The organism is Herbaspirillum sp. NPDC087042 (assembly GCF_044745245.1).
Classification (GTDB): domain Bacteria; phylum Pseudomonadota; class Gammaproteobacteria; order Burkholderiales; family Burkholderiaceae_D; genus Herbaspirillum.
Window position 1 is genome coordinate 209,861 of the sequence record NZ_JBIUZW010000001.1, and the last position, 23,793, is coordinate 233,653.

Genomic DNA, 23,793 nt, shown 5'->3' on the forward strand with positions numbered 1-23,793 from the left:
TTCATGAATCGTGCGAGTAGACAAACCTGAATGTTTATCTGCGTATTTTTCCAATTCCTCTTGACTGGAAAGCGGCCAATTCTTCCCGCGTGAAAATGAAATCGGGATTGTCGTGCAGGCGTTCAACGACGAGATCGATGAAGCTGCGCACCCGCGCCGGTTGACCAGTCCGACTTCCATAGTAGATGTACAGGTTGTAATGATCGGTCATGTGATCGATTAGCAAGGGCACTAAGCGGCCTGCCCGGATATGTTGGGCGGCCGTGGAACCCGCCAGTTGCGCCACAATCTCGCCGGCCAATGTGGCGCGCAGTTCGAAGGCTTCATCGTTCGTGCTAAACGAAGGACGGACATGATGATCCTGGATGCTATCTCCAACCTGGACGCGCCAGGGAGCCAACCGGCTATCGGTGGCGCGACGAAATGCACTACATCGATGTGAGTTGAGATCGGCCAGGCTGCGCGGCACACCATACCGCCGAATGTAGCTGGGGGCGGCACAGATGATGAGTTGCAAGGGCAATAGCACCCGGGCAATGACGCCTTCCTGCGGCGGGTTGCCCAATCGGAAAGCGACGTCGATGCGATCTTCTACCCAATTGCCGATCCGGTCGTCGAGCTGCATGTCGGGGACGACCTCAGGGTAAAGCCGGCAATATTCATCGAGAACCGGCCCCAGCAGCGATTGAACCACGGTACGGGGCGCCAGAATACGCAGCGGGCCGGCGATCTCTTCCTTGGTACTCCGCGCCGATTGCAGCGCTTGCTGCAGTGCGACCAAGGAGGGTTGCGTCGCCTCCAGAAACCTCTGTCCCTCCTCTGTTAGCGAGACGCTACGCGTGGTGCGGTGAAACAGTCGCACGCCCAGGTGTTGCTCCAGTTGGGCGAGGGCCTTGCTTGCAGCCTGCTGGGAAATCTCCTGTGATTCCGCGGCCTTGCTGATGCTGCCTAGTTCGGCCGTGCGTACAAATGTCGTGATGCACCGCAATTCGTTGATGGCCACATTCGCTCCACGATTTAATTCACAAGTAATGGATGTTAATTATTCAACGAATATCCATCTAGTTCAATGTTGATGAGCCGATTAAAGTGCCGGCATCGCATCATTTAACGTGGAAAAGAGGCAGAACCATGGACAATTTTTTGTTCTACAACCCGACCAAGGTGGATTTTGGTACCAACAAGGAACAGTTGATCGGCCAGCACCTGGCCGAGGCCGGCATCAAGAAAGTACTGCTGTGCTACGGCAGTGAGCGGATCAAGCATGACGGCTTGTTCGCCGTGGTCGTCAAGAGCCTGGACTCTCATCAGGTCCAGTTCGTCGAGTGCGGCGGAATTGTCAGCAATCCCGTCATCTCCAAGGTACGTCAGGCCATTGCCCTGGCGCGAGCCGAGAATGTCGATGCCATTCTCAGCGTCGGCGGTGGTTCCGTCCTTGACAGCGCCAAGGCCATTGCTGCCGGGGTTCCTTATCAGGGCGATGTGTGGGATCTGTTCATCGGCAAAGCACAGATCGATACAGCACTTCCTGTCTTCGACATCCTGACCTTGGCCGCAACAGGTAGCGAGATGAATAGCGGCGCTGTAGTGACCAATGAAGACACCAAAGAGAAATTTGCCATCGGTTCGGTCCAGCTGTTCCCCAGGGTATCGATCGTCAATCCGGCGCTGATGCAGACGGTATCACGCAACTACCTGGTCTATTCCGCTGCCGATATCATCGCGCACTGCATTGAGGGCTACTTCACGGCAAGCGTGCAGCCGCGCTTCCATTCGCGGATGGTAGAGGCGATCATCAATACCGTCATGGAGACCACCGAGGCATTGCTCAAGGATCCCACCGACTATCATGCCCGCAGCGAATTCGCCTGGGCTTCCACCCAGGCGCTCAATGGCCTGATCTACGCTGGAACCTCGGGATTCAGCTACCCGAACCACATGATCGAGCATGCGTTGTCTGCATTGTTCAACGTTCCGCATGGCGCTGGCCTCTCGGTCGTGATGCCCGCATGGATGAAGTGGTACCAGCAACACAATGCCGCGCAGTTCGAGCGTTTCGCCAAGCACATCTTCGGGAAGTCCACAGCGGAGGAGGGGATCGCAGCGCTGGAAAAGTGGTTTGACTCGATCGGTACGCCCACACGACTGTCGCAATTGGGCATCCACCAGTCGGACTTGCCAGCGGTTATCGAGAACGTCCTGGGCAATGCCCGCTATTTCGGTATCGCAGAAACGTATACGCCGGACGTGGTCCAGACCATTCTGCAGAGCGCCTTGTGATGCGCAACGCGCAAACCATGCCGCGACGATCATTTCTGGTACTCATCGTACTAGCGAGCTACGCGATGATCGTGATCGACAATTCGATCGTGATCACCGGTCTCCCATCAATCCGGGAAGGCCTCGGTTTCTCGGCAGCCGGCTTGTCGTGGGTACAGAATGCCTATGCACTGGCATTCGGCGGATTCATGTTGTTGGGTGCCAGGGCTGGAGATCTGCTTGGCCGCCGCAAGGTCTTCATGGCCGGACTCGGGCTATTCACGATATCGTCGCTGGCCATTGGATTGGCCATGTCGCCAGCCTGGCTCATTGCCAGTCGGGCGGTGCAAGGTATCGGTGCTGCAATTTTGGCACCGTCGACGCTAGCGCTGCTCTCCACCAGCTTCGCGGAAGGACCCGAGCGAAATCGCGTACTTGGCTGGTATGGCGCGGTTGGTGGCATTACCGCCAGCGTTGGCCTGGTCGCGGGAGGACTGCTTGCAGATCTTGTCTCATGGCGGGCCGGTTTCTATATCAATGTGCCATTGGGCCTGGCACTCATGTGGGCGGCACGTAGCTACATTGTCGAAACGCCGCGCCAAGAGGGGCGCTTTGACGTCGCTGGCGCACTCTTTTCGACCATAGGAGTGGTTGCGCTGGTGTATGGGCTTGTTCATGCGGCGGAAGAAAGCTGGCTGCATTGGCAAACTGCCGCACCATTGGCGATAGGTGTTGTCTGTCTCGGCCTGTTCATTCTTGTCGAGCGGCGAGCCAGCCAACCGATCTTGCCACTCCGCCTTTTTTCGAGCAAGAAGCGTAACGGTGCCAACACGGCCCGGGTATTGTTCATCGGTTCGGCAATGGGATTCTTCTTTTATTCCACGCAGTATCTTCAGGGAGTGCTGGGGCTGCGGCCCATGTTGGCCGGTGCCATCTTCTTTCCCTCTATGCTGGTGAATTTCATCGGTGCGCTGATGGCCCCTCGTCTGGTAAGACGATTTGGAAGCCATGCAGTCCTGATTGCCGCGCTAACGATCTCGATGATCGGGATGGCTTGGCTCGGACAACTCCGGGTAGGCAGCTCGCTTGTATGGGGTGTGATGTTGCCAATGATACTTGTGGGAGCGGGGATGGGATCGTCGCTGGCGTTACTGACGATTTCCGGCGTGGCTGGCGTACAGAGGGACGATGCCGGTTCTGCCTCAGGGCTGGTGGGCGTGGCGCACCAGCTTGGAGGGGCGCTAGGGCTGGCGACCTTGGTCGTCGTATTCGCTGCATCAACTCCCGTAGTCGCGGATACCGCCGTGGCAGCCTTGACACATCGAATCGGCATGGCGATCTCGGCGGCCGCAATACTGATATTGCTTGCACTTATCGCAGTTGTCACTCTGGTCGTTCGAGATGGCTCGCAGGCTACAAGTCGGCCATCCCATTGATCTGATTGGTCAACGAAACGTCTGGTCAACCAAGATCAGATTCACCGCAGGTAAGCCCTGGGCTTATCACTAATCTCCAATCCAGCAATTGAAAGGACGAGTCATGAAATACACGAAGCTGGGAAACACCGGCATGGATGTGTCGAAGATATGCCTGGGCATGATGAGCTTTGGCAAACCAGGTCCTGAACACGGTCTTTTCCCGTGGGCCAGGGATTTCGACGAGGCCAAGCCCATCTTCCGGAAAGCCATTGAGGCCGGGATCAACTACTTTGATACAGCGAACATCTATCAATTGGGTTCCAGCGAAGAGGTCACGGGACGACTCATCAAGGAGTTCTCGCTGGATCGGGACGAGATCGTCGTGGCGACCAAGGTACGTATGGAAATGCGCCCGGGAAAGCCGAATGGCGGCGGGCTCTCGCGTAAAGCGATCCTGGGAGAGATCGACAAGAGTCTCAAGCGCCTGGGGCTGGACCACGTGGACTTGTACACCATTCATCGCCTCGATCCGCTGACCTCGATGGAAGAAACGATGGAAGCCTTGCACGACGTAGTGAAGAGCGGAAAAGCCCGCTACATTGGTGCCTCGACCATGTATGCCTGGCAATTCGAGAGAATGCAGAACATTGCAGAGAAAAATGGTTGGACCAAGTTCGTGGCCATGCAAAACCACTACAACCTGATCTATCGCGAGGAAGAGCGGGAAATGATACCGCTTTGCCAGGACCGTGGAATTGGACTGACGCCATGGAGTCCCCTCGCTGGAGGACGATTGGCCCATCCCTGGGGAACGATCACACCTCGCGTGAAGGTTGACGAGGTATCGAAGTGGGTGTGGGATGGTACAAACGCAATGGACAAGATCGTGGTCGATAACGTCCAATCGATGGCTCAGGAACGAGGCATTTCAATGGGAAAACTTGCCCTGGCATGGATGCTCAGCAAGCCTTACATCACCGCGCCGATTGTCGGGACGACGTCCACCAATCATGTGGAAGAAGCGGTGGCTGCGCTGGATATTCAACTTACTCCAGAAGAAATACAACGACTTGAGCAGCCATACCTATCGCACCCAGTGTTAGGGATGATGTAAATGAGAAGCGGCCAGGCTACCTTTGTAGAACTGGCCGTAATTGACCGGGATAATTGCAATGCTTCAATCAAAGTCAGCGCAGAAGGAACTGACGCTGCTATATCAAAAAATGTATCGTGCGATGGTTGAGCGAGATACGACTGCGCTATCAAGCATACTTGCCGACAACTTCCATCTCGTTCATATGACCGGATATGATCAGCCCAAGGATGAGTGGCTGTCGCATATCGAGTCTGGGCGCATGCAGTATTCGACATCTGTGAAAGAGAGTGTTCGCATTGACGTCAAGGGTACGAAGGCCACTTTGATCGGACAAAATCGCGTCGAGGCCGATATTTGGGGCGTAAAGGGAGTCTGGCCGCTACGGCTTGAAATCGAATGTTCGTATCACAATGGGCGCTGGTTAATGCTATCGGCGCACGCCAGTACCTATTGAATGCAGCACCAAGGCAGGGGCAGACTCCTGTTTTCAGCTATCCTGCCTATTGCCCAAGAGGGGGCACGATCCCGATTATTCCTTTGCCGATTCCTTGAAACTCTGCAGAATGAAGCTGTTCACTTTTTCTGCCTTGGGATCAATGAGCGTATCCAGGCGCGTGTTCAGAACCCATACATCGTTTCCAGCGCGGGTGGCAGATGATGGAAAGGTACTCGCAGCTGGCATTGTCTCTGCAATTTGCGCGGTTTTCCAACCATCGTTCGACTGTAGCCGCACGGCACGCGGTTTCCCGACATTGATGGTCGCGATCAAATTCTGAGCATCCAGCAGCGTGATGCCATCCATGCCTTTCAATGTTTCACCAATGCGCAGCTTTGTTATGTTCTTGGGGTCGTCAAGTGCGATGCGGAACAATTCGCCACTGTTCCATGCGCCAACCAGAAGGTAGCCATCAGGATGAACAGCAATGCCATTGAGACCGAACATTTCGCCCGTCTCGAATAGCGGACTGCTGGCGAAGATGCTAAGTTTTCCGGCTTGATCTATGCGATAGACGACATGGGCATAGCTGTCGGTCACGTATGCGTTGCCATCTTTGTCGACGGCCACGTCGTTGGCTAAACGAGGACCTGGCCCGATACTGTGCATATCGTAATAGGCAAGTTTCTTGCCGGTTTTTGAATCAAACACCGCTACGGCTGCCAGTTTCCCTTGTGTCTCAGCGGAAGAGCTAGCGCCGGTTCCCAGATCGTCAATTGTCACCCACACTTTTTGGTGCGTATCGTCGATATTAATTCCGAAGGTGGAGGGGAGAGCGCCATCTTGTGCAAACGGTTTGTATTGACCGTTCATATCTACCGTCCCAATGCCTCCATGACGCACTGAACCAACAAAAAACCGGTTTTGTTGATTCGACCAGCTGACTGATTCTGGATAGATAGTGTCACCACTGAACTCAATTATTGTTGTTGGTGCAGCAAATGCAATATTTGATATCAGCGAAACGGCGGCTAACAAGATCAAGACGGGGCGCTTTGTAATTTTCAATTTTGATGACTCCATTTGAAGGTGACCGGGCAACACCATGTGATTGCACGCTCATCGCAGATGCCCTGCTCAAGACTTGGGCGCATCTGGCGATTGCTGATTTCGGGAAGATTTTATGTCACATATATGTGTACGATTAGTGGTCACAATCTGATTGAACATATGTCGCTTGTTCATGAATTGGGTACCAGTCTTCTCAGCTCCAATCTACTGTCGTCGAGGAAATCTGTAGGTAGATCTGAGGCATTGACCATTTTTTGGTCTAAGTTACGCCTTGATAAGCCAAAGCTGACCACATAGTATTCCTGCAGGCGTCCGCCTTGAGACGCCATGACAGGAGACAAGCCTTGGCACGCTGGCGAAATTGCGGCACCGAAGACCTCGACGTCTTGCAGACCATCTTCTGGTCGGCGGGCGCCTCGCGCAACGCGCTGGCGCAGCGGCTGGCCTATTCCAAGAGCAAGGCCAACGCCATGGTGGCGGCCTTGCTGGACGAGGGGCTGCTCGATGAAGTCGGGCTGCAGGAGTCCTCCGGAGGCCGCCGCGCCGAGACGCTGCGCCTGAGCGAGACGCTGGGTGTGGTGATCGGTGCCGATCTCGGGGCCACCAACATGCAGGTAGCCGTCATGCGGCCAGACATGAGCTTGCTGGCGCGTCACCGTGAACCTATCGACGTGCGCCAGGGGCCGGGCGTGGTCCTGGCACGGCTGCGCAGCCTGATGCGGGAGTTGATGACCCGCTGCGGCTTACCGGCGTCCAAGGTGATCGCCATCGGGGTGGGTGTACCCGGGCCGGTCGATTTCGCCAGCGGCCAGCTGGTCAATCCGCCGCTGATGCCCGGCTGGGACGGTTTTTCCATCCGCGACTACCTGCGTGAGGCTTTTTCCGCGCCGGTGTTCGTGGACAACGACGTCAACCTGATGGCGCTGGGCGAGATGTATCGCTTGCAGCGCAATCTGCCCAACTTCCTGGTGATCAAGGTCGGCACCGGCATCGGCTGTGGCATCGTGTGCCATGGACAGGTGTACCGCGGTGCCAATGGCTCGGCCGGCGACGTCGGCCATATCTGCGTGGACCAGACCGGGCCGCGCTGCCACTGCGGCAACCAGGGTTGCGTGGAGGCGATGGCAGCGGCGCCCGCGATGGCGCGCATGGCGATCGAGGCCGCGCAGCGTGGCGAAAGTGTGGTGCTGGGCGAGCGCCTGCAAGCCAACGGCACCCTGACGCCGGAGGACGTGGCACAGGCCAGCCGTACCGGTGATGTCGCGGCCAATGCCATCATCCAGCGTGCAGGCAATCTGGTGGGGCAGATGCTCGCCTCCGTCGTCAATTTCTTCAATCCCTCGCATGTGTTCATCGCCGGCCGGGTCACCGACATGGGTCCGCTGTTCCTGGCGTCGGTTCGGCAGAGCGTCTACCACCGCTCGCTGGCACTGTCGACACGCCATCTTGAGATCCAGTACGCGCCTTTGGCCGACGAGGCCGGTGTGGTGGGAGCGGGCGTACTGGCGATGCAGGAGAGCATGGCCAGTGCGGGCGGAGTGATGCCATGAGCCTCGCTATCGAATTTCGCAACGTGACCAAGGAATTCGGCCTGGTACGCGTGCTGCACGGTGTGAGCTTCGCGCTGAAACCGGGCCGCGTGTACGGCTTGCTGGGCGAGAATGGCGCGGGTAAGTCCACGCTGATGAAGATCCTGGCCGGCTATGAGAGCCCGAGCTCCGGCGAGCTGGTCATCGACGGCGCGGTGCGTGCATCGGGCGGTGGCTCACGTGCGGCCGAGGCCCAAGGCATCGTGCTGATCCACCAGGAATTCAATCTGGCCGACGATCTCACGATCGCACAAAACATCTTCCTCGGTCACGAAATCCGCAAGAGCCTGTTCCTCGACGACCGTGCCATGCGCGAACAGACCCGCGCGGCGCTAGCCAAGGTCGGCCTGCTGCTGGATCCCGACACCCGTGTGCGCAAGCTGATCGTGGCCGAGAAGCAGCTGGTGGAGATCGCCCGCGCGCTGGTCCGGAATGCGCGCCTGCTCATCATGGACGAGCCGACCGCCACATTGACACCTGGGGAGACCGAGCGCCTGTTCGCACTGATGGCCGAACTCCAGGCGGCAGGCGTGACCATCATCTATATCTCGCACAAGCTGGACGAGGTAGAGCGCACCACCGACGAGGTAATCGTGATGCGCGACGGCCTGCTGGTGGCGCGCGAAGCAACGGCGTCGCTCACCCGACGGCAGATGGCCAACCTGATGGTCGGGCGCGAGCTGGCCGACCTGTTCCCGGAAAAACGGCCTGCACCGGGCGGCGCACCGGCGATCCGGGTACGTGGCATGACGGTACCCGGCTGGGCCGAAGATATCGATTTCGAGGTGAGGCGCGGCGAGATCCTGGGATTCGCCGGTCTGGTTGGCGCCGGGCGCACTGAATTGTTCGAAGGCTTGCTGGGCCTGCGTCCGCGTGCGGGCGGCGTGCTGGAGCTGGCGGGCCGGCAGGTAGAGCTCAACAGCCCGCGCGACGCCGCGCGCCATGGTCTGACCTATCTCAGCGAAGACCGCAAGGGCAAGGGCTTGCACGTGCATTTCGGCCTGCGCCCCAATCTCACGCTGATGGCGCTGGAACGCTACGCCAGGCCCTGGCTGCAGCCCGCCGCGGAACAAAGCGCGCTACGCGATGCAGTGCAGGAGTTCGGCATACGCACCGGTTCGCTGGAGGTGCGTGCTTCCTCGCTATCGGGCGGTAACCAGCAAAAGCTGGCCCTGGCCAAGGTGCTGCATCCGGGGCCGTCGGTGGTAGTGCTCGACGAGCCCACGCGTGGCGTGGACGTGGGCGCCAAGCGCGAGATCTATCACCTGGTGCAGCGCCTGGCGGCGCAGGGCCTGGCGGTGATCGTGATTTCATCCGAACTGATGGAGCTGATCGGCCTGTGCCACCGCGTCGCGGTGATGCGCGCCGGCCGGCTGCAGACCACACTACAAGAGCCCCACCTGACCGAAGAGGAGTTGATTGCCCATGCCACAGGTACCCGCTGAACGCACTGCCGTTCCCGATTCTCATCATCGGCCCCGCGCAGCGACCGCATCCGCCTGGTGGGCGAGACTGCACGGATTTGGCCCCGTCATCGGCCTGGTGTTGCTGTGCATCGCTGGCACGCTGCTCAACAGCAATTTTGCTACCTATGACAACGTGATGAACGTGCTCACCCGCACGGCCTTCATCGGCATCATTGCGGTGGGCATGTGCTTCGTCATCATCTCGGGAGGCATTGACCTGTCGGTGGGTTCGATGGCGGCCTTGATCGCCGGCGCGGTGATCATGTTCATGAACACCATGGCGCCGCTGCTGGGTTCACCCATCGCTGCCGTGGTGGCGGGCATGGTGCTGGCGGTGGTGCTGGGGGCGGTCTTCGGCCTGGTACACGGCCTGCTGATCACCAAGGGGCGCATCGAGCCCTTCATCGTGACCCTCGGCACGCTGGGCATCTTCCGTGCCTTTCTGACCTATTTCTCCAATGGCGGCGCACTCACGCTGGACAACGATCTCTCCGACATCTATAGCCCGGTGTACTACGCCAACCTGCTGGGCGTGCCGGTGCCGGTGTGGGTGTTCCTGCTGGTGGCGGTGCTGGGTGGCGTGATCCTCAACCGAACGGCGTATGGGCGCTACGTACAGGCGATCGGATCCAACGAGCAGGTGGCGCAGTACGCCGCAGTGGACGTGCACAGGATCAAGATCCTCACCTACATGCTGTTGGGCGTCTGCGTGGGCATCGCCACGCTGCTCTATGTGCCGCGCCTGGGGTCTGCGTCGCCAACCACCGGTCTGCTATGGGAGCTGGAGGCGATCGCCGCAGTGATCGTGGGCGGCACGGTATTGAAGGGCGGAGCCGGCAGCATCACCGGCACGGTGGTGGGCGCCATCCTGCTCTCGGTCATCAGCAACATCCTCAACCTGACCAGCATCATCAGCGTGTACCTGAACGCGGCAGTGCAGGGCTTCGTGATCATCGCGGTGGCCTTCATGCAGCGTGGCAGGAGGTGAGGCCGGCCAGGTGTTCATTGAGCGGTTTCAGTTTGTCGGTGTGTTCCCCAATGGGTTGGTTTGCATGTCCTTTCTCAACAACAACAGGAGACAACGCATGAACAGCAAGCTTTCATTCACCCGCCGCCTGGCGCTCTCAGCCATGGGCGCCGCAGCTGCCCTGGTGGTGGCAGGCCCAGCCTTGGCGCAGGCCAACAAGGTGGTGGTCGGCGTGGCCATTCCCTCGGCCACGCACAGCTTCACGGCGGGCATCGTGTACTGGGCCAACCAGGCCAAGAAGGATCTGGAAAAGGCCCATCCCGGCCTGCAGGTCATCGTCAAGACCGCCGGAGGTGCGCCCGAGCAGGCCAACCAGTTGCAGGATCTGGTGACCGTCAACAAGATCACCACGCTCGTGATCTTCCCCTTCGAATCGGCGGCGCTGACCAAACCGGTAGCCCAGGTCAAGGCCAAGGGCATCTACGTGACAGTGGTGGACCGTGGCCTGACCGACACCAGCGCCCAGGACGCCTATGTCGCCGGCGATAACACCGCCTTCGGCAAGATCCCGGCCGAATACATCGCCAAGACGCTCAATGGCAAGGGCAACGTGGTGGCCCTGCGCGGCATCGCCACCACGCTGGACAACGAGCGCATGGATGCCTTCAACGCCGTGCTCAAGCAGCATCCCGACATCAAGCTGCTCGACGCCAAGTACGCCAACTGGAACCGCGACGACGCTTTCAAGGTGATGCAGGATTACCTGACACGCTTCCCGCATATCGATGCCGTGTGGGCGGCCGACGATGACATGGCAGTGGGCGTGCTCAAGGCCATCGAGCAAGCCAAGCGCAAGGACATCAAGCTGGTGTTTGGCGGCGCCGGTGCCAAGGGCATGATCAAGACCCTGATCGATGGCAGTAACCCGCTGATCCAGGCCAATGTCTCGTATAGCCCCAAGTTCATCTATGACTCGATCAAGCTCACCGCCGAGGCCCGCATCAAGGGTGAGACACTGCCACCCACTACCATCATTCCCTCGGTGCTGATCACCAGGGAGAACGCCAAGAGCTTCTACTTCCCGGACTCTCCGTTCTGATGGCCGGCCTTGTCCCGCCATGAAGTGGGGCAGGGTCTTTCCCCGATCACTATCGCGCCGCACCTGCGGCGCATCGCACGACCACACGCAAGAGGAGCCAGGCCCATGCCAAGACCCGTCACTCTCTTTACCGGCCAATGGGCCGACCTGCCGCTGGCCGAACTCGCGCCCCTGGCCCGCGAAATGGGCTACGACGGCCTGGAGCTGGCCTGCTGGGGCGACCACTTCAATGTGCAGCAGGCGCTGGCCTCCGAGCAGTACCTCAAGGACAAGCACGCGCTGCTGGCGCGGCACGGCCTGCAATGCTTCGCTATCGGCAACCATCTGGTGGGGCAGGCGGTGTGCGATCTCATCGACGAGCGCCACCGATCCATCCTGCCGCTGCATGTGTGGGGTGACGGCGATCCGGAAGGCGTGCGCCAGCGCGCGGCCCGGGAACTGGCCGATACCGGGCAGGCCGCCGCCCGCTTTGGCGTGAGGACGGTGACCGGTTTCACCGGCTCCTCGGTCTGGCATTCCCTCTACGCCTTTCCACCGACCACGCAGGCCTACTGGGACAAGGGATTTGCCGACTTCGCGCAGCGCTTCGGTCCCATCCTCGACACCTTCGAAGAGCACGATGTCAATTTCGCCTTGGAGGTGCATCCCACCGAAATAGCTTTCGACATCGCCTCGGCCGAACGTGCCATTGCCGCGGTCAAGGGGCACCGGCGCTTCGGTTTCAACTTCGATCCCAGTCACCTGGCCTACCAGGGCGTTGACTACGTGAAGTTCATCCGCGTCTTTGCCGACCGCGTCTACAACGCCCACATGAAAGACGTCTGGTGGGGCAAGGGTGATGGCACGGTCGGCGTGTTCGGCGGCCACACCAGTTTCGGCGATGCACGCCGGTACTGGGATTTCCGCAGCGTCGGGCGTGGCATGATCGATTTCGAATCCATCATCGTGGCGCTTAACGACATCGGCTACCAGGGGCCGCTCTCAGTGGAGTGGGAGGATAGCCGCATGGACCGCGTGCATGGCGCCACCGAGAGCGCAGCCTTCTGCAAGCGGCTCGACTTCAAACCGGCGACCGGCGCCTTCGATGCCGTGTTTGCCAAGGACCGCCAAGCCTGAGGCCTCGGCTGCCGCCCCATCAAAACAACCAAGACACGCAAGGATTCCACGTATGTCCCGTGAAAGAAAACTCCGCTACGCCATGGTGGGCGGCGGACAGGGCGCCTTCATCGGTGCGGTGCACCGCAAGGCCATGGCCCTGGATGGCCAGTTCGAGCTGGTGGCCGGCGCGTTCTCGTCCTCGCCCGAACGTGCGCGCGAATCAGGCGCTACGCTGGGCCTGGCCGATGATCGCAATCACGGCAGCTGGCAGGAATTGCTGGCCGACGAGCTGCGCAGAGGCCCCGGGGAGCGCGTCGACCTGGTGAGCATCGTCACGCCTAACCACGTGCATCACCCGGTGGCGCTGGCCTTCGTCCAGGCGGGGTTCCACGTCGTCTGCGACAAGCCGCTAGTGCATACAGCGGCCCAGGCCGACGAACTGGTGGCCGCCGTGCGCCAGGCAGGTACTGTCTTCGGCGTGACCTACAACTACACCGGCTATCCCATGGTGCGCGAGGCGCGCCACCTGGTTTGCAGCGGCGCACTGGGCACATTGCGCAAGATCGCCGTGCAATACAACCAGGGCTGGCTGGCCAGCGCAGTGGAGCAGGGCGGCGATAACAAGCAGGCAGACTGGCGGCTGGACCCGCAGCGCAGCGGCAACGCAGGCAGCATGGCCGATATCGGCTCGCATGCCGAGAACCTGGCCGCCACCGTCACCGGCCTGCGACCGGATGCATTGTGCGCGGACCTGAGCGTATTCGGTACGGGGCGCCGCCTGGACGATGACGCACAGTTGCTGTTGCGCTATGCCGGGGGCGCACGCGGCATCATCGTGGCATCACAGGTCGCGGCGGGGCTGGAAAACGACCTTTGCTTGCAGGTCTCCGGCACGCTGGGCAGCCTGATCTGGCGCCAGGAAGAGCCGAATCAGTTGATCCATGCGCCGCTGGACGGGCCGCGCCGCATCCTCACGCGCGGTTCTCCCTGGTTGAGCGAATCGGCCAGGCGGGCAGGACGGATTCCCGCGGGGCATCCGGAGGCCTTCATCGAAGCCTTTGCCAATGTCTATCTGGGTGTGGCAGCCGACATTCGGGCACGGGCGGAAAGACGTATTGCAGATCCGCTCGACGCCGACTATCCGAACGTGGAAGACGGTGCACGGGGTGTGCGCTTTATCGAGAAAGTGGTGGAGTCGGCTGCGAGTGAAAAGAAATGGACTAGCGTGGATTGAGGCCCAAGGCGTGCAGCCCCTGGATATTCATCAGTGATAAAAAAATCTCTGGCTTGAATCCAAGGGGCCGGCAGTGGAATCGCGGCACTTTTGCTTCAACGAACGGCTGTTGTTAAGATTTCAACGGATTGGCGCAGCGTCACCACATTTGAAATTTTACATAATACAAATTATGCGAAGTATTGAATGGATCAAGGAGAGAGCACGACTCTCTGTTTCATCCATCTCATCTATCTAGTTAGTTGTGTGTCTTGCACTTATGTGCCCATCGCCAAAATCAGCCTATGAGAATACGTCAGTTTTCTGGAAATATCTGGTGTGCTCATCGAACGCTCAAGCCTTTGCAAGGTCAAGACTCACTCGCAAGCCTAGGGAAATGCATGCAGCGGTCATCCGTTGCAGTCCGAACCACGGCTTGAAGACGACCGTCCTGGTGACGTAGAAATTGCCGAGGAGTAACTTAAACAATCAGATAGTCATGAACAATCTGCCCTGGGCCGACCGTGCCCGCGCCCCCGTCCCTGTTTCTGCAAGCCATTGTCGCCCACACCCTAGGCGACAGAAAGCTGCTGCCGGCTGACGCTGGGCCTGCTCCAGCCGGGAGACGAGCCGCAAAAAACTGCTCGATAAATTGTTGTCGCAAAATGGAACTTTTCCGCAGATCGGTGTACCGCGCATTGCCCAAGATTCTTTAAATCGTTAATATTAGGGCCACAAAGTTAAAGAAAATATAAGGCGACGCGCGACAGCCGAACGCCAAGTGGGGGCCCTAACGGGCGCCCACTCATCTGAGGACGTGCATTCATAGGGGTACCCAGCGATGGCAACTTCCGGAGAAATCAAAAATCCTGAGGGTGGAACGGATTTGTCCCTATCGAACGCTCAAGTGTTTGATGAGAATGATGACAGAACGCCCTCACAATTAGAGGACGTAATCGTGCATAACGATTCGTATGGAATTCGACTAACTGATACGGCTGCCGGTCGAAGTTCGGCCAGTATGCTGATCAACAAGATGTACGCGTGGCGGGGTTACCCCGGCACCCACCAGCTGACCGATGACCCCAATCGCATCACCCTGACCGCCACGGACAAGGGTGAGGTAGTGGGGACGCTTACCATTGGTATTGACTCGAAGATCGGTCTGATGGCTGACCAGATCTTCAAGGAAGAGCTGGACGTCCATCGTCATCGCGGCGCCCGCCTCTGCGAATTCACCAAGTTCGCCTTCGATCCTTCAGTGCGATCGAAGAACGCGCTCGCCAACCTGTTCCATCTGGCTGTGATCTATGCCCGTAACATCTACGATTGCACCGATATCGTGATCGAGGTCAATCCGCGCCATCGCCGCTTCTACGAGCGCATGCTCGGCTTCGAGCAGGAAGGCGACCTGAAGATCAATCCGCGCGTCAATGCCCCGGCCTACCTGCTGCGCGTGAACTTCGAGTACGTGACCAAGCAGATCGAGAAATACGGCGGCACCTTCGATGCCGAGGGCGGTACCACCGACCGCTCCTTCTACCCTTATTTCTTCTCGCCGCGCGAAGAGTACGGCATCATCAATCGCCTGATGCGCATGGACGAGCTGCACGCCGCCTGACCCCTCAACCCCTCTTATCTCCCCCCCGCATCGATGAGCATTTCTTTTAATTATGAAAAGGCGTTCTCACGCAATATCGGCTGGGTGACTCCTCAGGAACAACAGATCCTGCGCAACAAACGGGTTGCCATCGCGGGCGGTGGCGGCGTCGGTGGCGTCCACTTGCTGACCCTGGCCCGGCTGGGCATCACCAAATTCCACCTCGCCGACTTCGACTCCTTCGACATCCACAACTTCAACCGTCAGGTCGGCGCCATGATGTCGACCGTGGACCAGCCCAAGTCGGAAGTGCTGGCGCGCATGGCGCGCGACATCAATCCCGAGATCGAGATCAAGATCTTCCCCGAGGGTGTCAACCAGGGCAATCTGCGCGAATTCCTGGCCGGTGTCGACCTGTATGTGGATGCCCTCGACTTCTTCGCCTTCGACGCGCGCCAGCAGACCTTCGCCATGTGCGCCGAGCTGCGCATTCCGGCGACCACCGCGGCGCCCCTGGGCATGGGGGCGGCCCTGCTCAACTTCCTGCCGGGCGGGATGAGTTTCGAAGAATATTTCCAATGGGGCGACCTGCCCGAACTCGACAAGGCGATCCGCTTCGTGGTGGGCCTGGCCCCGGCTGGCCTGCACCGGCCCTACCTGGTGGTGCCGGAGGCCGTGAACTTTGCCGAGCGTCGCGGGCCGTCGACCATGATGGCCTGCCAGATGTGTGCCGGCGTCGTGGGTACCGAGGCCTTGAAGATCCTGCTCGGACGCGGCAAAGTCCTGGCTGCGCCGCATGGCGTCCAGTTCGACGCCTACCGCAACAAGCTGGCGCGCACCTGGCGCCCCGGTGGCAACCGCCATCCCCTGCACCGCCTGATGATCGCCATCGCCGGCAAGCAGATGCGCAGCATGCTGGCCGCGGCGACACCGGCGATCCGCAACGATGCCGCGAGCAAGGATATTCCGCCCGCCATCTACCGTATTCTTGAGCTGGCACGCTGGGCGCCCAGCGGTGACAACACCCAGTGCTGGCGCTTCGAGGTGGTCGCAGCCGACCACCTGGTGGTCCATGCCTACGACACCCGCGCTGATACCGTCTACGACCTGGATGGTCACCCGAGCCAGATCTCGATGGGCGCGTTGCTGGAGACCATCTCCATCGCAGCCAGCGCCCAGGGCTTGCGTGCGAGCTGCACGCGACGTGCTGATAGCCCGGTGGAGTCTCCCCTCTTCGACCTGCGTTTCACGCACGACCCCGGCCTCGCACCCAGCCCCTTGCTGGATGCCGTCGAGAAGCGCAGCGTGCAGCGCCGTCCGATGAGCACCCGCCCCTTGCGCGACGATGAGAAGCAGGCGCTGCAAGCGGCTGTGGGGCCAGACTATGTGATCGACTGGATCGAAGGCTTTGGTCCCAAGCTCAAGACCGCACGCCTGATGTTCAACAATGCGAAGCTGCGCCTCACGATGCCCGAGGCATATGAGGTCCATCGTCGCATCATCCACTGGAACGCAACGCGCAGCCCGGACAGGGTGCCGGACCAGGCCCTGGGTGTCGACAAGATGACCCTGAAGCTGATGAAATGGGCGATGGTGAGCTGGAAGCGCCTGTCAACCATGAACGCCGTGATGGGCACCTGGGCCCCGCGCCTGCAGATGGATCTGGTACCCAGCCTGGCCTGCGCCGCGCACTTCGTGATCAAGGCAAAGCGCGCACCGCAGGGCATCGACGACTATGTAGAGGCGGGCTGCGCCTTGCAGCGCTTCTGGCTGACCCTGACCCGGCTCGGGCTGTTCATGCAGCCGGAAATGACGCCCCTGATCTTTTCGAAATACGTGCGCGAGGGTCGTTCCTTCACCAGCGTCCCTGCCCTGCACGAGCGTGCGCGCCGGCTAGCGCAGGAAGCGGCACCCCTGATCTTCACGGATCAGTTCTTCCCGGTCTACATGGGGCGGCTGGGTGCCGGCCCTGCACCCACTGCCCGCTCGGAGCGACTGCCGGTGGAACAACTGCTCTACCGGCCGGACACGGGCGCCTCCCCTGCCCCTTAATCCAGCAGGTTGCAGCTCATGCCGCCCATGCGGAAGTGGCGGATCAGGTCGACGATGTCGGCCTTGTGCCATTCGGGCAGGTTACGCTTGAGCGTGGCCAATTGGGCCTTCAACTCGGGCGCCGCACCGCGCCGCGGTGCGCTCTTGAGCGCCATCATGAACTTGAGCAGCCCGGTCGAGTACAGGCGGGCCCGCCCTTCCAGCGGCTTCACGGCCATGCGGAAGTCGTCCGGATAGAAGGCTGCACGCAAGGAGTTGTAATAATCCTCGGTAAAGAGGGCCGGCTGCCGGTCCGCGTACTGGTAGGCGAAATAGTTGATCGAGCGCTCTGCCTTGAGGTGGCCGAAATCGACCATGTACACGCCGCCGTCCGGCTTGAGGATGCGCGCCACCTCGGCATAGGTCTGGCACAGCATGTTGACCGTGGGCAGGTGATGCAGGGCCATGGTCGACATCACGGCATCCACCGACGCGTCTGCGAAGACGCTGAGGTCGGTGATGTCGCCGTGGCGGAATTCCACATTCTTCAGGCCCATGCTGGCGACCAGCGCGCGTGCGTTCTCCAGCATCGGCTCCGACAGGTCGACCCCGATGAAGCGAATATCGGGATTGAGTCGCGCCACCATGGCCAACTGATTGGCCGGTCCGCAGGCCAGGTCAACCACCGTATCGCCCGGTCGGATCACTTCGCAGATGTTGGCGCAATGGAACAGATAGACAGGCGCCATCACGGCATGCTCGCGGCCGGCCTCGACATAGGCGGCAACATTGTCGGGATCGTCCATGACAAGGTCGGGTTCGGTGAGGCGCGGGCTCTTCTCACGCGAGAAAATCTCGCGAACTACGGTTCCTAACAATTGTGCATTTGGCATGTTATTGATTCCCAATGAATGAATAGTTGCAATTTCATGTTGTCGAATTTCCTTACACTTCTAGCCAAAAATCCGGGATCCCATTGTGATATTTTTAGTAAGCGATTGATTTTAAAGTGAAAAAAATAACTGGCATGTTGATTGCTTCATACTTTGCGCCGTCGATAAACACGCTGCTATTCAAACAAGAGTTTAATGTTTAATCGCCACTTTATCGCGTGACAAAGTAAATTTTGGCAGGGGCTGTCGCAGAGCTGAATGCCTTGATTGGGATGTCATCGTTTTTTAACCCGACTCTCGAAGCTCACGTATTTCTGTTCTCATCTGGAGACTAATATGATCAGCACTAAGACACTGCGCTCCCTCACCGTTGGGGCTGTCATGACCGTGGCAGCTGCCGCGGCCCACGCTCTCCCGACATTCACTGTCAATCCGAACACCAATGGCCTGGCCACGCAAGGTACTCCCTTCACTGCTGACGCTATGACCGGTGTGTCGTCTGCCCGCATCAGCTACACCGGTACCAGCGGCGGCGTCTACAGCTACACGGGTGTCGGTTACATCGACTACACCGCCTTCAGCCTGAACGACTCGGGCATCAGCGCGGCCATCACCCGCGACAACTTCGACTATGGCATTTATGCCACCTTCACCCAGACCTTCTCCTGCGGTTCCGTTCTGGCACCGGGGGTGAGCTGCGCGGTCACCTCGATCACGCTGAACCTGTGGGGTGATGCGGGTAATGACAATATCTACAACAAGGCTACCGTCGGCAGCAATGCCAGCGTGACCACGGTGGGTACCCAGGTTCTGCTGGGTACGGTTACCCAGGTTCTCGCCGGTGCCGCCGGTATCGACGCTCTGGGTGGCGCATTCCAGAACGTCAACACCAACTTCATCCTCACCGCCGCCGGTCAGCTCTTCTTCACCTCGCCGGATCCGTTCTACCAATTTGCCTTCAGCGCCTTCAATAACACCTCGCAAGGCCTGACCTGCAACGGCAATACCAATGTGAGCACGGGTGGTGCCGCCAATGGTTGCGCTGGCGAGTTCACTGCCATCGCGATCAACAACGAATCGGGTATCACCGACTTCAACAACATTCCCGAACCGGCTTCGCTGGCCATCTTCGGCGCCGGCCTGATGGGCTTGGTTGCCCTGCGTCGCCGCAAATCCTGATTCTGGATAGCCTTGCCTGACGGCCCGGTCGCTCACGCGGCCGGGCCGTTTGTCTTGGTGCTGTTGGCGTCAGGAGTGGTCAGGTGCGGGATCTTCCCGTTGCCATCTCGGCCCGGGTTCATCTGACCCGGCTGGCTGCCTGAACACCGCATGGATCGGCTAGCCCCCTTCCCTGACGCGTCAGCGGCGTATCGGCACTTGCCATCGCATCCGCATCTGGACGTGCTGCCCAGCGGCACCCCGGCGTGCGTCGCGCGCCTTTGCCTTGCACACCAGGCCAGCTGCCAGACGTCTGCCTGGAGCAATGACGGCGTCGTGATGACGTGTGCAACATCGCATCGACTATTTCAATGAGATCGCCCATGAAAGCAGACCTTCTCAATGGTGTCTTGGTATTCATCCGGGTTGTTGAGAAGCGGAGCTTTTCGGGGGCGGCCCGTGAGCTGGGGGTGACACACGCCGCAGTGAGCTGGACCATCAAACGGCTGGAAGAGCGTGCAGGACGCACCCTGCTGGCCCGCACGACCCGTTCGGTCGAGCTGACCGAGGCAGGTGAAGTGTTCTTCGAACACGCCAGGCTGGGGGTTGCGCACGTCGGCTCGGCGTTCGAGGCGGCCCAGCAGATTGGCGGCCGGCCAAGCGGTTTGCTACGGCTGGCAGCGCCCTATCTCGCCCAGCCCCTCATTGCACCATCACTTGTCAGATTCTCCGCAGCTCACCCGGATATCGAGCTTGAATTGGACTTCGTGGATCGCCTGGTGGATATCGCCGCAGAGGGTTACGACGGCGGCATTCGCCAGGGGGAAATGATTGCCCAGGACATGATCGCCGTAAGGCTGAGTGCGCCGACACAATTGGCGGTGGTCGGCTCACCGGCCTACTTTGAAGCGCATGGTGTACCGAAGCACCCCGAGGACCTGGTCAGACACAATTGCATCAGATTCCGGCAGCCGGGGGGCGATATCTGTCGCTGGCCATTTCGTGAAGACAGTCACGACAGCTGTGTAAGACGCTTCGACATCGCCCTGAAAGGCAGTCTGATCATCAATGATCCGTCGTTGGGCGTGCGACTCGCCCTGGAGAGCGGCGGCCTCCTCTGCGTGACCCTGGAAAATGTACGTCCCCTGCTTGAACGCGGTGACCTGGTCAGCTGCCTGGAGGGCTACATGATTGATTGCGCTGGATTTTTTCTTCATTTCCCGAGCAGGTCCAAGGTCCCGCAAAAAATGCTGGCCTTCATTGATTTCTGGAAACAGGAAATGTATCCCCGGTCGTGAGGGCCATTGCGGCAGAGAAGTCGCCGTCGCAACGAAAAAAGCACTTCGTTGACCGATTGCCGCCATGACAATATCAAACACGCAAGCCCCATAGCCTGCCGCCACAAGGAGTATGGCGGCTCAACCGCGCGCACTTGACGAACCTCGCCCTGTTCTGCGAAATTGCCATGTGGAATCTTTATTCAATAAAGATCGATCCACATTATGATCAATATGGCAATGCCGGCTGGCCGGTGTATCGAGCCAGCATCAAAGGAATGGTGCATGGGCATGACAAGAGCAGGCAACCCGGCCGCCCCGTTCAGATACGGGCGCATGGCGCTCACCCTGAGCCTGCTGTTGACGCAGTACGACGTGGGCGCACAGGAAAGCACCGCCAGGCAGGCCGCCATTGTCAAGGTCTTGCATGGCGATGTGCAGACCCAGCGTGGAGGCAAGATGACTCCGCTGGCGATAGGCGCGCGCCTCTACGAGGGGGACCGCATCGTCACCGCCGCCGCCAGTTCGATCGGCTTCACCTTGCGTGACGATACCCTGATCTCGCTAGGCCCGAACAGCCAGTTCGTGCTTGAACAGTTCGTCTTCAACGAAAAAACGGACGAAGGCAACATCGCCGTGCGCCTTGCCAAAGGCACGCTGCGCTATGTCTCGGGCCTGATCGGCAAGCATGCGCCGGAGCACCAGCAATTCTCCACGCCCACGGCGACCATCGGCATCCGGGGCACTGACTTCATCGTCGAGGTGGTCGATGAATAAGTACATGATTCCCCTGGTCCTGGTCCTGGCCGGCTGCGCTGGTCCCAGCGAACGATTCTTGTTGTTGCCGCAAGCCGACGGTTCGGCCAGCAGCATCGTGGTCAAGACCGCCACGGGGCAAACCGCGCTGGAGACACCCTATGCCTCGGTGGCAACGTCCCGGGGCAAGATCGACAAGCCCCAGATCCTGGCCAAGCCAGAGGTGGAAAAACGTTATGCCGACGTCCTCGGAAGCCTGCCCGCGCGCCCGCGCAGTTACGACCTGTTGTTCGAATTGGGGACGGATCGCCTGACGCCCGCCTCGCAGGAGTTTCTGAAGAAGGCGATTGCCGAGATCAAGGACTTCCCCGCTGGTGAATTCGTCCTGATCGGACACGCCGACAATATCGGCAGTGATGCCTCCAACGACGCCCTCTCGCTTCGCCGCGCCCGCTTGATCGAGCGCGAACTGCAGCGTGCGAACGTCAAGGCCCTGAGCATCGAAGTCATCGCCAAGGGCGCACGCGATCCGCGTGTCGCCCAGAAGCGCGGCGTGGCCGAGCCACGCAACCGCTTTGTCGAAATCAAGATCCGATGAATCGTCTGGACGCTATTCGCGATTGATGAGCCTGATACATAGGTCCTTGCGGAATTTCCCCTCTAATCAGATCAATCTCCTGGCAGTACGATGCTCCCCATTCCATCACCCAGCGGGAGCATCTCATGCAAGACGTCGTTGTCGTCATCGGTCCTGGGTCCATCGGCCAGGCCATTGCGCGCCGTGTCGGCGCCGGCAAGAAGCTGCTGCTGGCCGACCTGCGCCTGGAGCACGCCCAGGCGGCTGCCCGTACCCTGGCTGACGCCGGTTTCCAGACCGAAGTCGCCAGCGTCGATATCGCCTCGCGGGCATCGGTGCAGGCGCTGGTCCGTACCGCCGCCTCCCTGGGCCGGGTCTGGCATGTGGTACACGCTGCCGGTGTGTCGCCCTCGCAAGCGGCGCCCGCGACCATCCTGGCGGTCGACCTGGTCGGCACGGCACTGATCCTGGAAGAATTCGGCCAGGTCATCGCCAGCGGTGGCTCCGCCGTGGTGATCGCCTCGCAATCCGGCCACCGGCTTGGCCCCCTCCCGCGGGAACAGAGCCAGGCCCTGGCCATGACCCCTGCCGACGAGCTGCTGGCCCTGCCCTTCCTGGCGCCCGACGCTGTCACCGATGCCCTGCACGCCTACCAGCTCTCCAAGCGTGGCAACGCACTGCGCGTGATGGCCGAGGCCGTGCGCTGGGGCAAGCGCGGTGCGCGGCTCAATACCATCAGCCCCGGCATCATCATCACACCGCTGGCCAACGACGAGCTGCAGGGCCCGCGTGGCGCCGGCTATCGGCGCATGCTCGCACTGAGCCCGGCCGGGCGCGCCGGTACGCCCGACGAAGTGGGCTCGGTCGCGGCCCTGTTGCTGGGGGCGGACGGCGCCTTCATCACGGGCAGCGACTTCCTCATGGACGGCGGCGTAACCGCGTCCTACTGGTTCGGCGAACTCGCGCCCGACCATTCACACCCATCGCAGGAAAGGAACTGACATGAACGACCCCATCAAGAACAAGGTACTGGTCATCACCGGCGGCAGCAGTGGCCTGGGCGAAGCCTCGGCGCGCCTGCTGGCTCGTCATGGCGCCCGGATCGTGCTGGGCGCGCGCCGCATGGAACGTATGCAGGCCATCATCGAATCCATTCAGGCCGAGGGCGGCGAAGCCATCGCCGTGCAGACCGACGTGACCCACGAGGAGCAGGTCCGGCGCCTGGTGCAGGCCGCGATCGACCAGTACGGCCAGGTCGATGCCCTGCTCAACAATGCCGGCCTGATGCCGCAGTCGCTGCTGGAACTGGGCCGCTCCGAGGACTGGAACCGCATGATCGACGTCAACATCAAGGGCGTGCTGTACGGGATCGCGGCGGTGCTGCCGCACATGCGTGAGCGCAAGAGCGGCCACATCATCAATGTCTCTTCGGTGGCGGGCCACAAGGTGCGCGCCGGCGGCGCTGTGTATTCCGCGACCAAGCACGCCGTGCGGGTGATTTCCGAAGGCCTGCGCCAGGAGGTCAAGCCCTACAACATCCGCACCACCGTGATCTCGCCGGGCGCGGTCGATACCGAGCTGCCAGCCAGCGCCACGGTGGGGGAGGTGCGTGACGCCTTGCAGAAATACTATGACGAGATCGCCATCCCGGCCGATTCGTTTGCGCGCACCCTGCTCTTTGCCATGAGCCAGCCGGAGGACGTCGATATCAACGAGATCCTGTTCCGTCCGACCCGCCAGGAATACTGAACATGCCGGGCCTGCCCGGTCATGCCCTCCCCCTTCACGA

21 protein-coding genes are annotated in these 23,793 nt (G+C 60.2%); 18 read left to right on the forward strand and 3 right to left on the reverse strand.

What is annotated here, in order from left to right; translation table 11 throughout:
* Positions 1–34 precede the first annotated feature (34 nt).
* On the reverse strand, positions 35–1,003 hold the full coding sequence (locus ACIPHN_RS00915) for a LysR family transcriptional regulator (RefSeq protein ID WP_400431405.1): 969 nt from the start codon (positions 1,001–1,003) through the stop codon (positions 35–37).
* Positions 1,004–1,131: 128 nt separating this feature from the next.
* On the opposite strand from ACIPHN_RS00915, the gene ACIPHN_RS00920 reads away from it, so the two are divergent.
* From ACIPHN_RS00920 to ACIPHN_RS00935, 4 genes are all read left to right on the forward strand, one after another.
* Positions 1,132–2,280, forward strand: coding sequence for an iron-containing alcohol dehydrogenase (locus ACIPHN_RS00920; protein ID WP_400431408.1), 1,149 nt, complete (start codon positions 1,132–1,134; stop codon positions 2,278–2,280).
* Positions 2,280–3,695 carry an MFS transporter gene (locus ACIPHN_RS00925; RefSeq protein ID WP_400431411.1) on the forward strand — a complete coding sequence of 472 codons (1,416 nt, stop codon included), beginning with the start codon at positions 2,280–2,282 and terminating at the stop codon, positions 3,693–3,695. The genes ACIPHN_RS00920 and ACIPHN_RS00925 overlap by 1 nt, the downstream gene beginning before the upstream one ends.
* Before the next feature lie 103 nt (positions 3,696–3,798).
* Positions 3,799–4,791, forward strand: a complete 993-nt coding sequence (locus tag ACIPHN_RS00930) for an aldo/keto reductase (protein ID WP_400431414.1) — start codon at positions 3,799–3,801, stop codon at positions 4,789–4,791.
* 58 nt (positions 4,792–4,849) lie between these two features.
* Complete coding sequence (locus tag ACIPHN_RS00935) at positions 4,850–5,227, forward strand: nuclear transport factor 2 family protein (RefSeq protein ID WP_400431417.1); 378 nt, start codon at positions 4,850–4,852, stop codon at positions 5,225–5,227.
* Between the two features lie 75 nt (positions 5,228–5,302).
* Here the strand turns inward: ACIPHN_RS00935 and ACIPHN_RS00940 are convergent, their stop codons facing one another.
* The gene (locus ACIPHN_RS00940; protein WP_400431420.1) at positions 5,303–6,277 is read right to left on the reverse strand and encodes a hypothetical protein; all 975 of its coding nucleotides are present in this window, start codon (positions 6,275–6,277) and stop codon (positions 5,303–5,305) included.
* A gap of 347 nt (positions 6,278–6,624) precedes the next feature.
* Here ACIPHN_RS00940 and ACIPHN_RS00945 point away from each other — a divergent pair, with 347 nt between their 5' ends.
* The 8 genes from ACIPHN_RS00945 to ACIPHN_RS00980 all read left to right on the forward strand — a co-directional run bounded on the left by ACIPHN_RS00945 (position 6,625) and on the right by ACIPHN_RS00980 (position 17,364).
* Positions 6,625–7,830, forward strand: coding sequence for an ROK family transcriptional regulator (locus ACIPHN_RS00945; RefSeq protein ID WP_400431422.1), 1,206 nt, complete (start codon positions 6,625–6,627; stop codon positions 7,828–7,830).
* Positions 7,827–9,314, forward strand: coding sequence for a sugar ABC transporter ATP-binding protein (locus tag ACIPHN_RS00950; protein WP_400431425.1), 1,488 nt, complete (start codon positions 7,827–7,829; stop codon positions 9,312–9,314). The genes ACIPHN_RS00945 and ACIPHN_RS00950 overlap by 4 nt, the downstream gene beginning before the upstream one ends.
* Complete coding sequence (locus ACIPHN_RS00955; RefSeq protein ID WP_400431428.1) at positions 9,295–10,323, forward strand: ABC transporter permease; 1,029 nt, start codon at positions 9,295–9,297, stop codon at positions 10,321–10,323. Before ACIPHN_RS00950 ends, ACIPHN_RS00955 begins: the two co-directional genes overlap by 20 nt.
* A 97-nt stretch (positions 10,324–10,420) precedes the next feature.
* Positions 10,421–11,401, forward strand: a complete 981-nt coding sequence (locus ACIPHN_RS00960; RefSeq protein ID WP_400431431.1) for a substrate-binding domain-containing protein — start codon at positions 10,421–10,423, stop codon at positions 11,399–11,401.
* Between the two features lie 105 nt (positions 11,402–11,506).
* Positions 11,507–12,517 carry a sugar phosphate isomerase/epimerase family protein gene (locus ACIPHN_RS00965; protein WP_400431434.1) on the forward strand — a complete coding sequence of 337 codons (1,011 nt, stop codon included), beginning with the start codon at positions 11,507–11,509 and terminating at the stop codon, positions 12,515–12,517.
* 52 nt (positions 12,518–12,569) lie between these two features.
* Positions 12,570–13,733 (forward strand): Gfo/Idh/MocA family protein, encoded by a 1,164-nt coding sequence (locus tag ACIPHN_RS00970; protein ID WP_400431437.1) that lies wholly within the window; start codon positions 12,570–12,572, stop codon positions 13,731–13,733.
* Between the two features lie 1,000 nt (positions 13,734–14,733).
* Positions 14,734–15,333, forward strand: coding sequence for a GNAT family N-acetyltransferase (locus ACIPHN_RS00975; RefSeq protein WP_400431440.1), 600 nt, complete (start codon positions 14,734–14,736; stop codon positions 15,331–15,333).
* A gap of 33 nt (positions 15,334–15,366) precedes the next feature.
* Entirely contained in the window at positions 15,367–17,364 is a 1,998-nt protein-coding gene (locus ACIPHN_RS00980) for a ThiF family adenylyltransferase (RefSeq protein WP_400431443.1), read from the forward strand.
* On the opposite strand, the gene ACIPHN_RS00985 is transcribed toward ACIPHN_RS00980, so the two are convergent.
* Complete coding sequence (locus ACIPHN_RS00985) at positions 17,361–18,236, reverse strand: methyltransferase domain-containing protein (protein ID WP_400431446.1); 876 nt, start codon at positions 18,234–18,236, stop codon at positions 17,361–17,363. The two genes, ACIPHN_RS00980 and ACIPHN_RS00985, sit on opposite strands and share 4 nt — an antisense overlap.
* Before the next feature lie 336 nt (positions 18,237–18,572).
* On the opposite strand from ACIPHN_RS00985, the gene pepA reads away from it, so the two are divergent.
* From pepA to ACIPHN_RS01015, 6 genes are all read left to right on the forward strand, one after another.
* Positions 18,573–19,415 (forward strand): flocculation-associated PEP-CTERM protein PepA, encoded by an 843-nt coding sequence (gene pepA, locus ACIPHN_RS00990; RefSeq protein ID WP_400431449.1) that lies wholly within the window; start codon positions 18,573–18,575, stop codon positions 19,413–19,415.
* A gap of 362 nt (positions 19,416–19,777) precedes the next feature.
* Complete coding sequence (locus ACIPHN_RS00995) at positions 19,778–20,692, forward strand: LysR family transcriptional regulator (protein WP_400431451.1); 915 nt, start codon at positions 19,778–19,780, stop codon at positions 20,690–20,692.
* A 315-nt stretch (positions 20,693–21,007) separates the two neighbouring features.
* Positions 21,008–21,448, forward strand: a complete 441-nt coding sequence (locus ACIPHN_RS01000) for a FecR domain-containing protein (RefSeq protein WP_400431454.1) — start codon at positions 21,008–21,010, stop codon at positions 21,446–21,448.
* Positions 21,441–22,025: an OmpA family protein gene (locus ACIPHN_RS01005; protein ID WP_400431457.1), complete on the forward strand. Its 585-nt coding sequence runs from the start codon at positions 21,441–21,443 to the stop codon at positions 22,023–22,025. The genes ACIPHN_RS01000 and ACIPHN_RS01005 overlap by 8 nt, the downstream gene beginning before the upstream one ends.
* 125 nt (positions 22,026–22,150) lie before the next feature.
* A complete protein-coding gene (locus ACIPHN_RS01010; protein WP_400431460.1) occupies positions 22,151–23,005 on the forward strand; it encodes an SDR family oxidoreductase in 855 nt (284 codons plus the stop codon).
* Between the two features lies 1 nt (position 23,006).
* The gene (locus tag ACIPHN_RS01015) at positions 23,007–23,753 is read left to right on the forward strand and encodes an SDR family oxidoreductase (protein WP_400431463.1); all 747 of its coding nucleotides are present in this window, start codon (positions 23,007–23,009) and stop codon (positions 23,751–23,753) included.
* Positions 23,754–23,793: the final 40 nt, after the last annotated feature.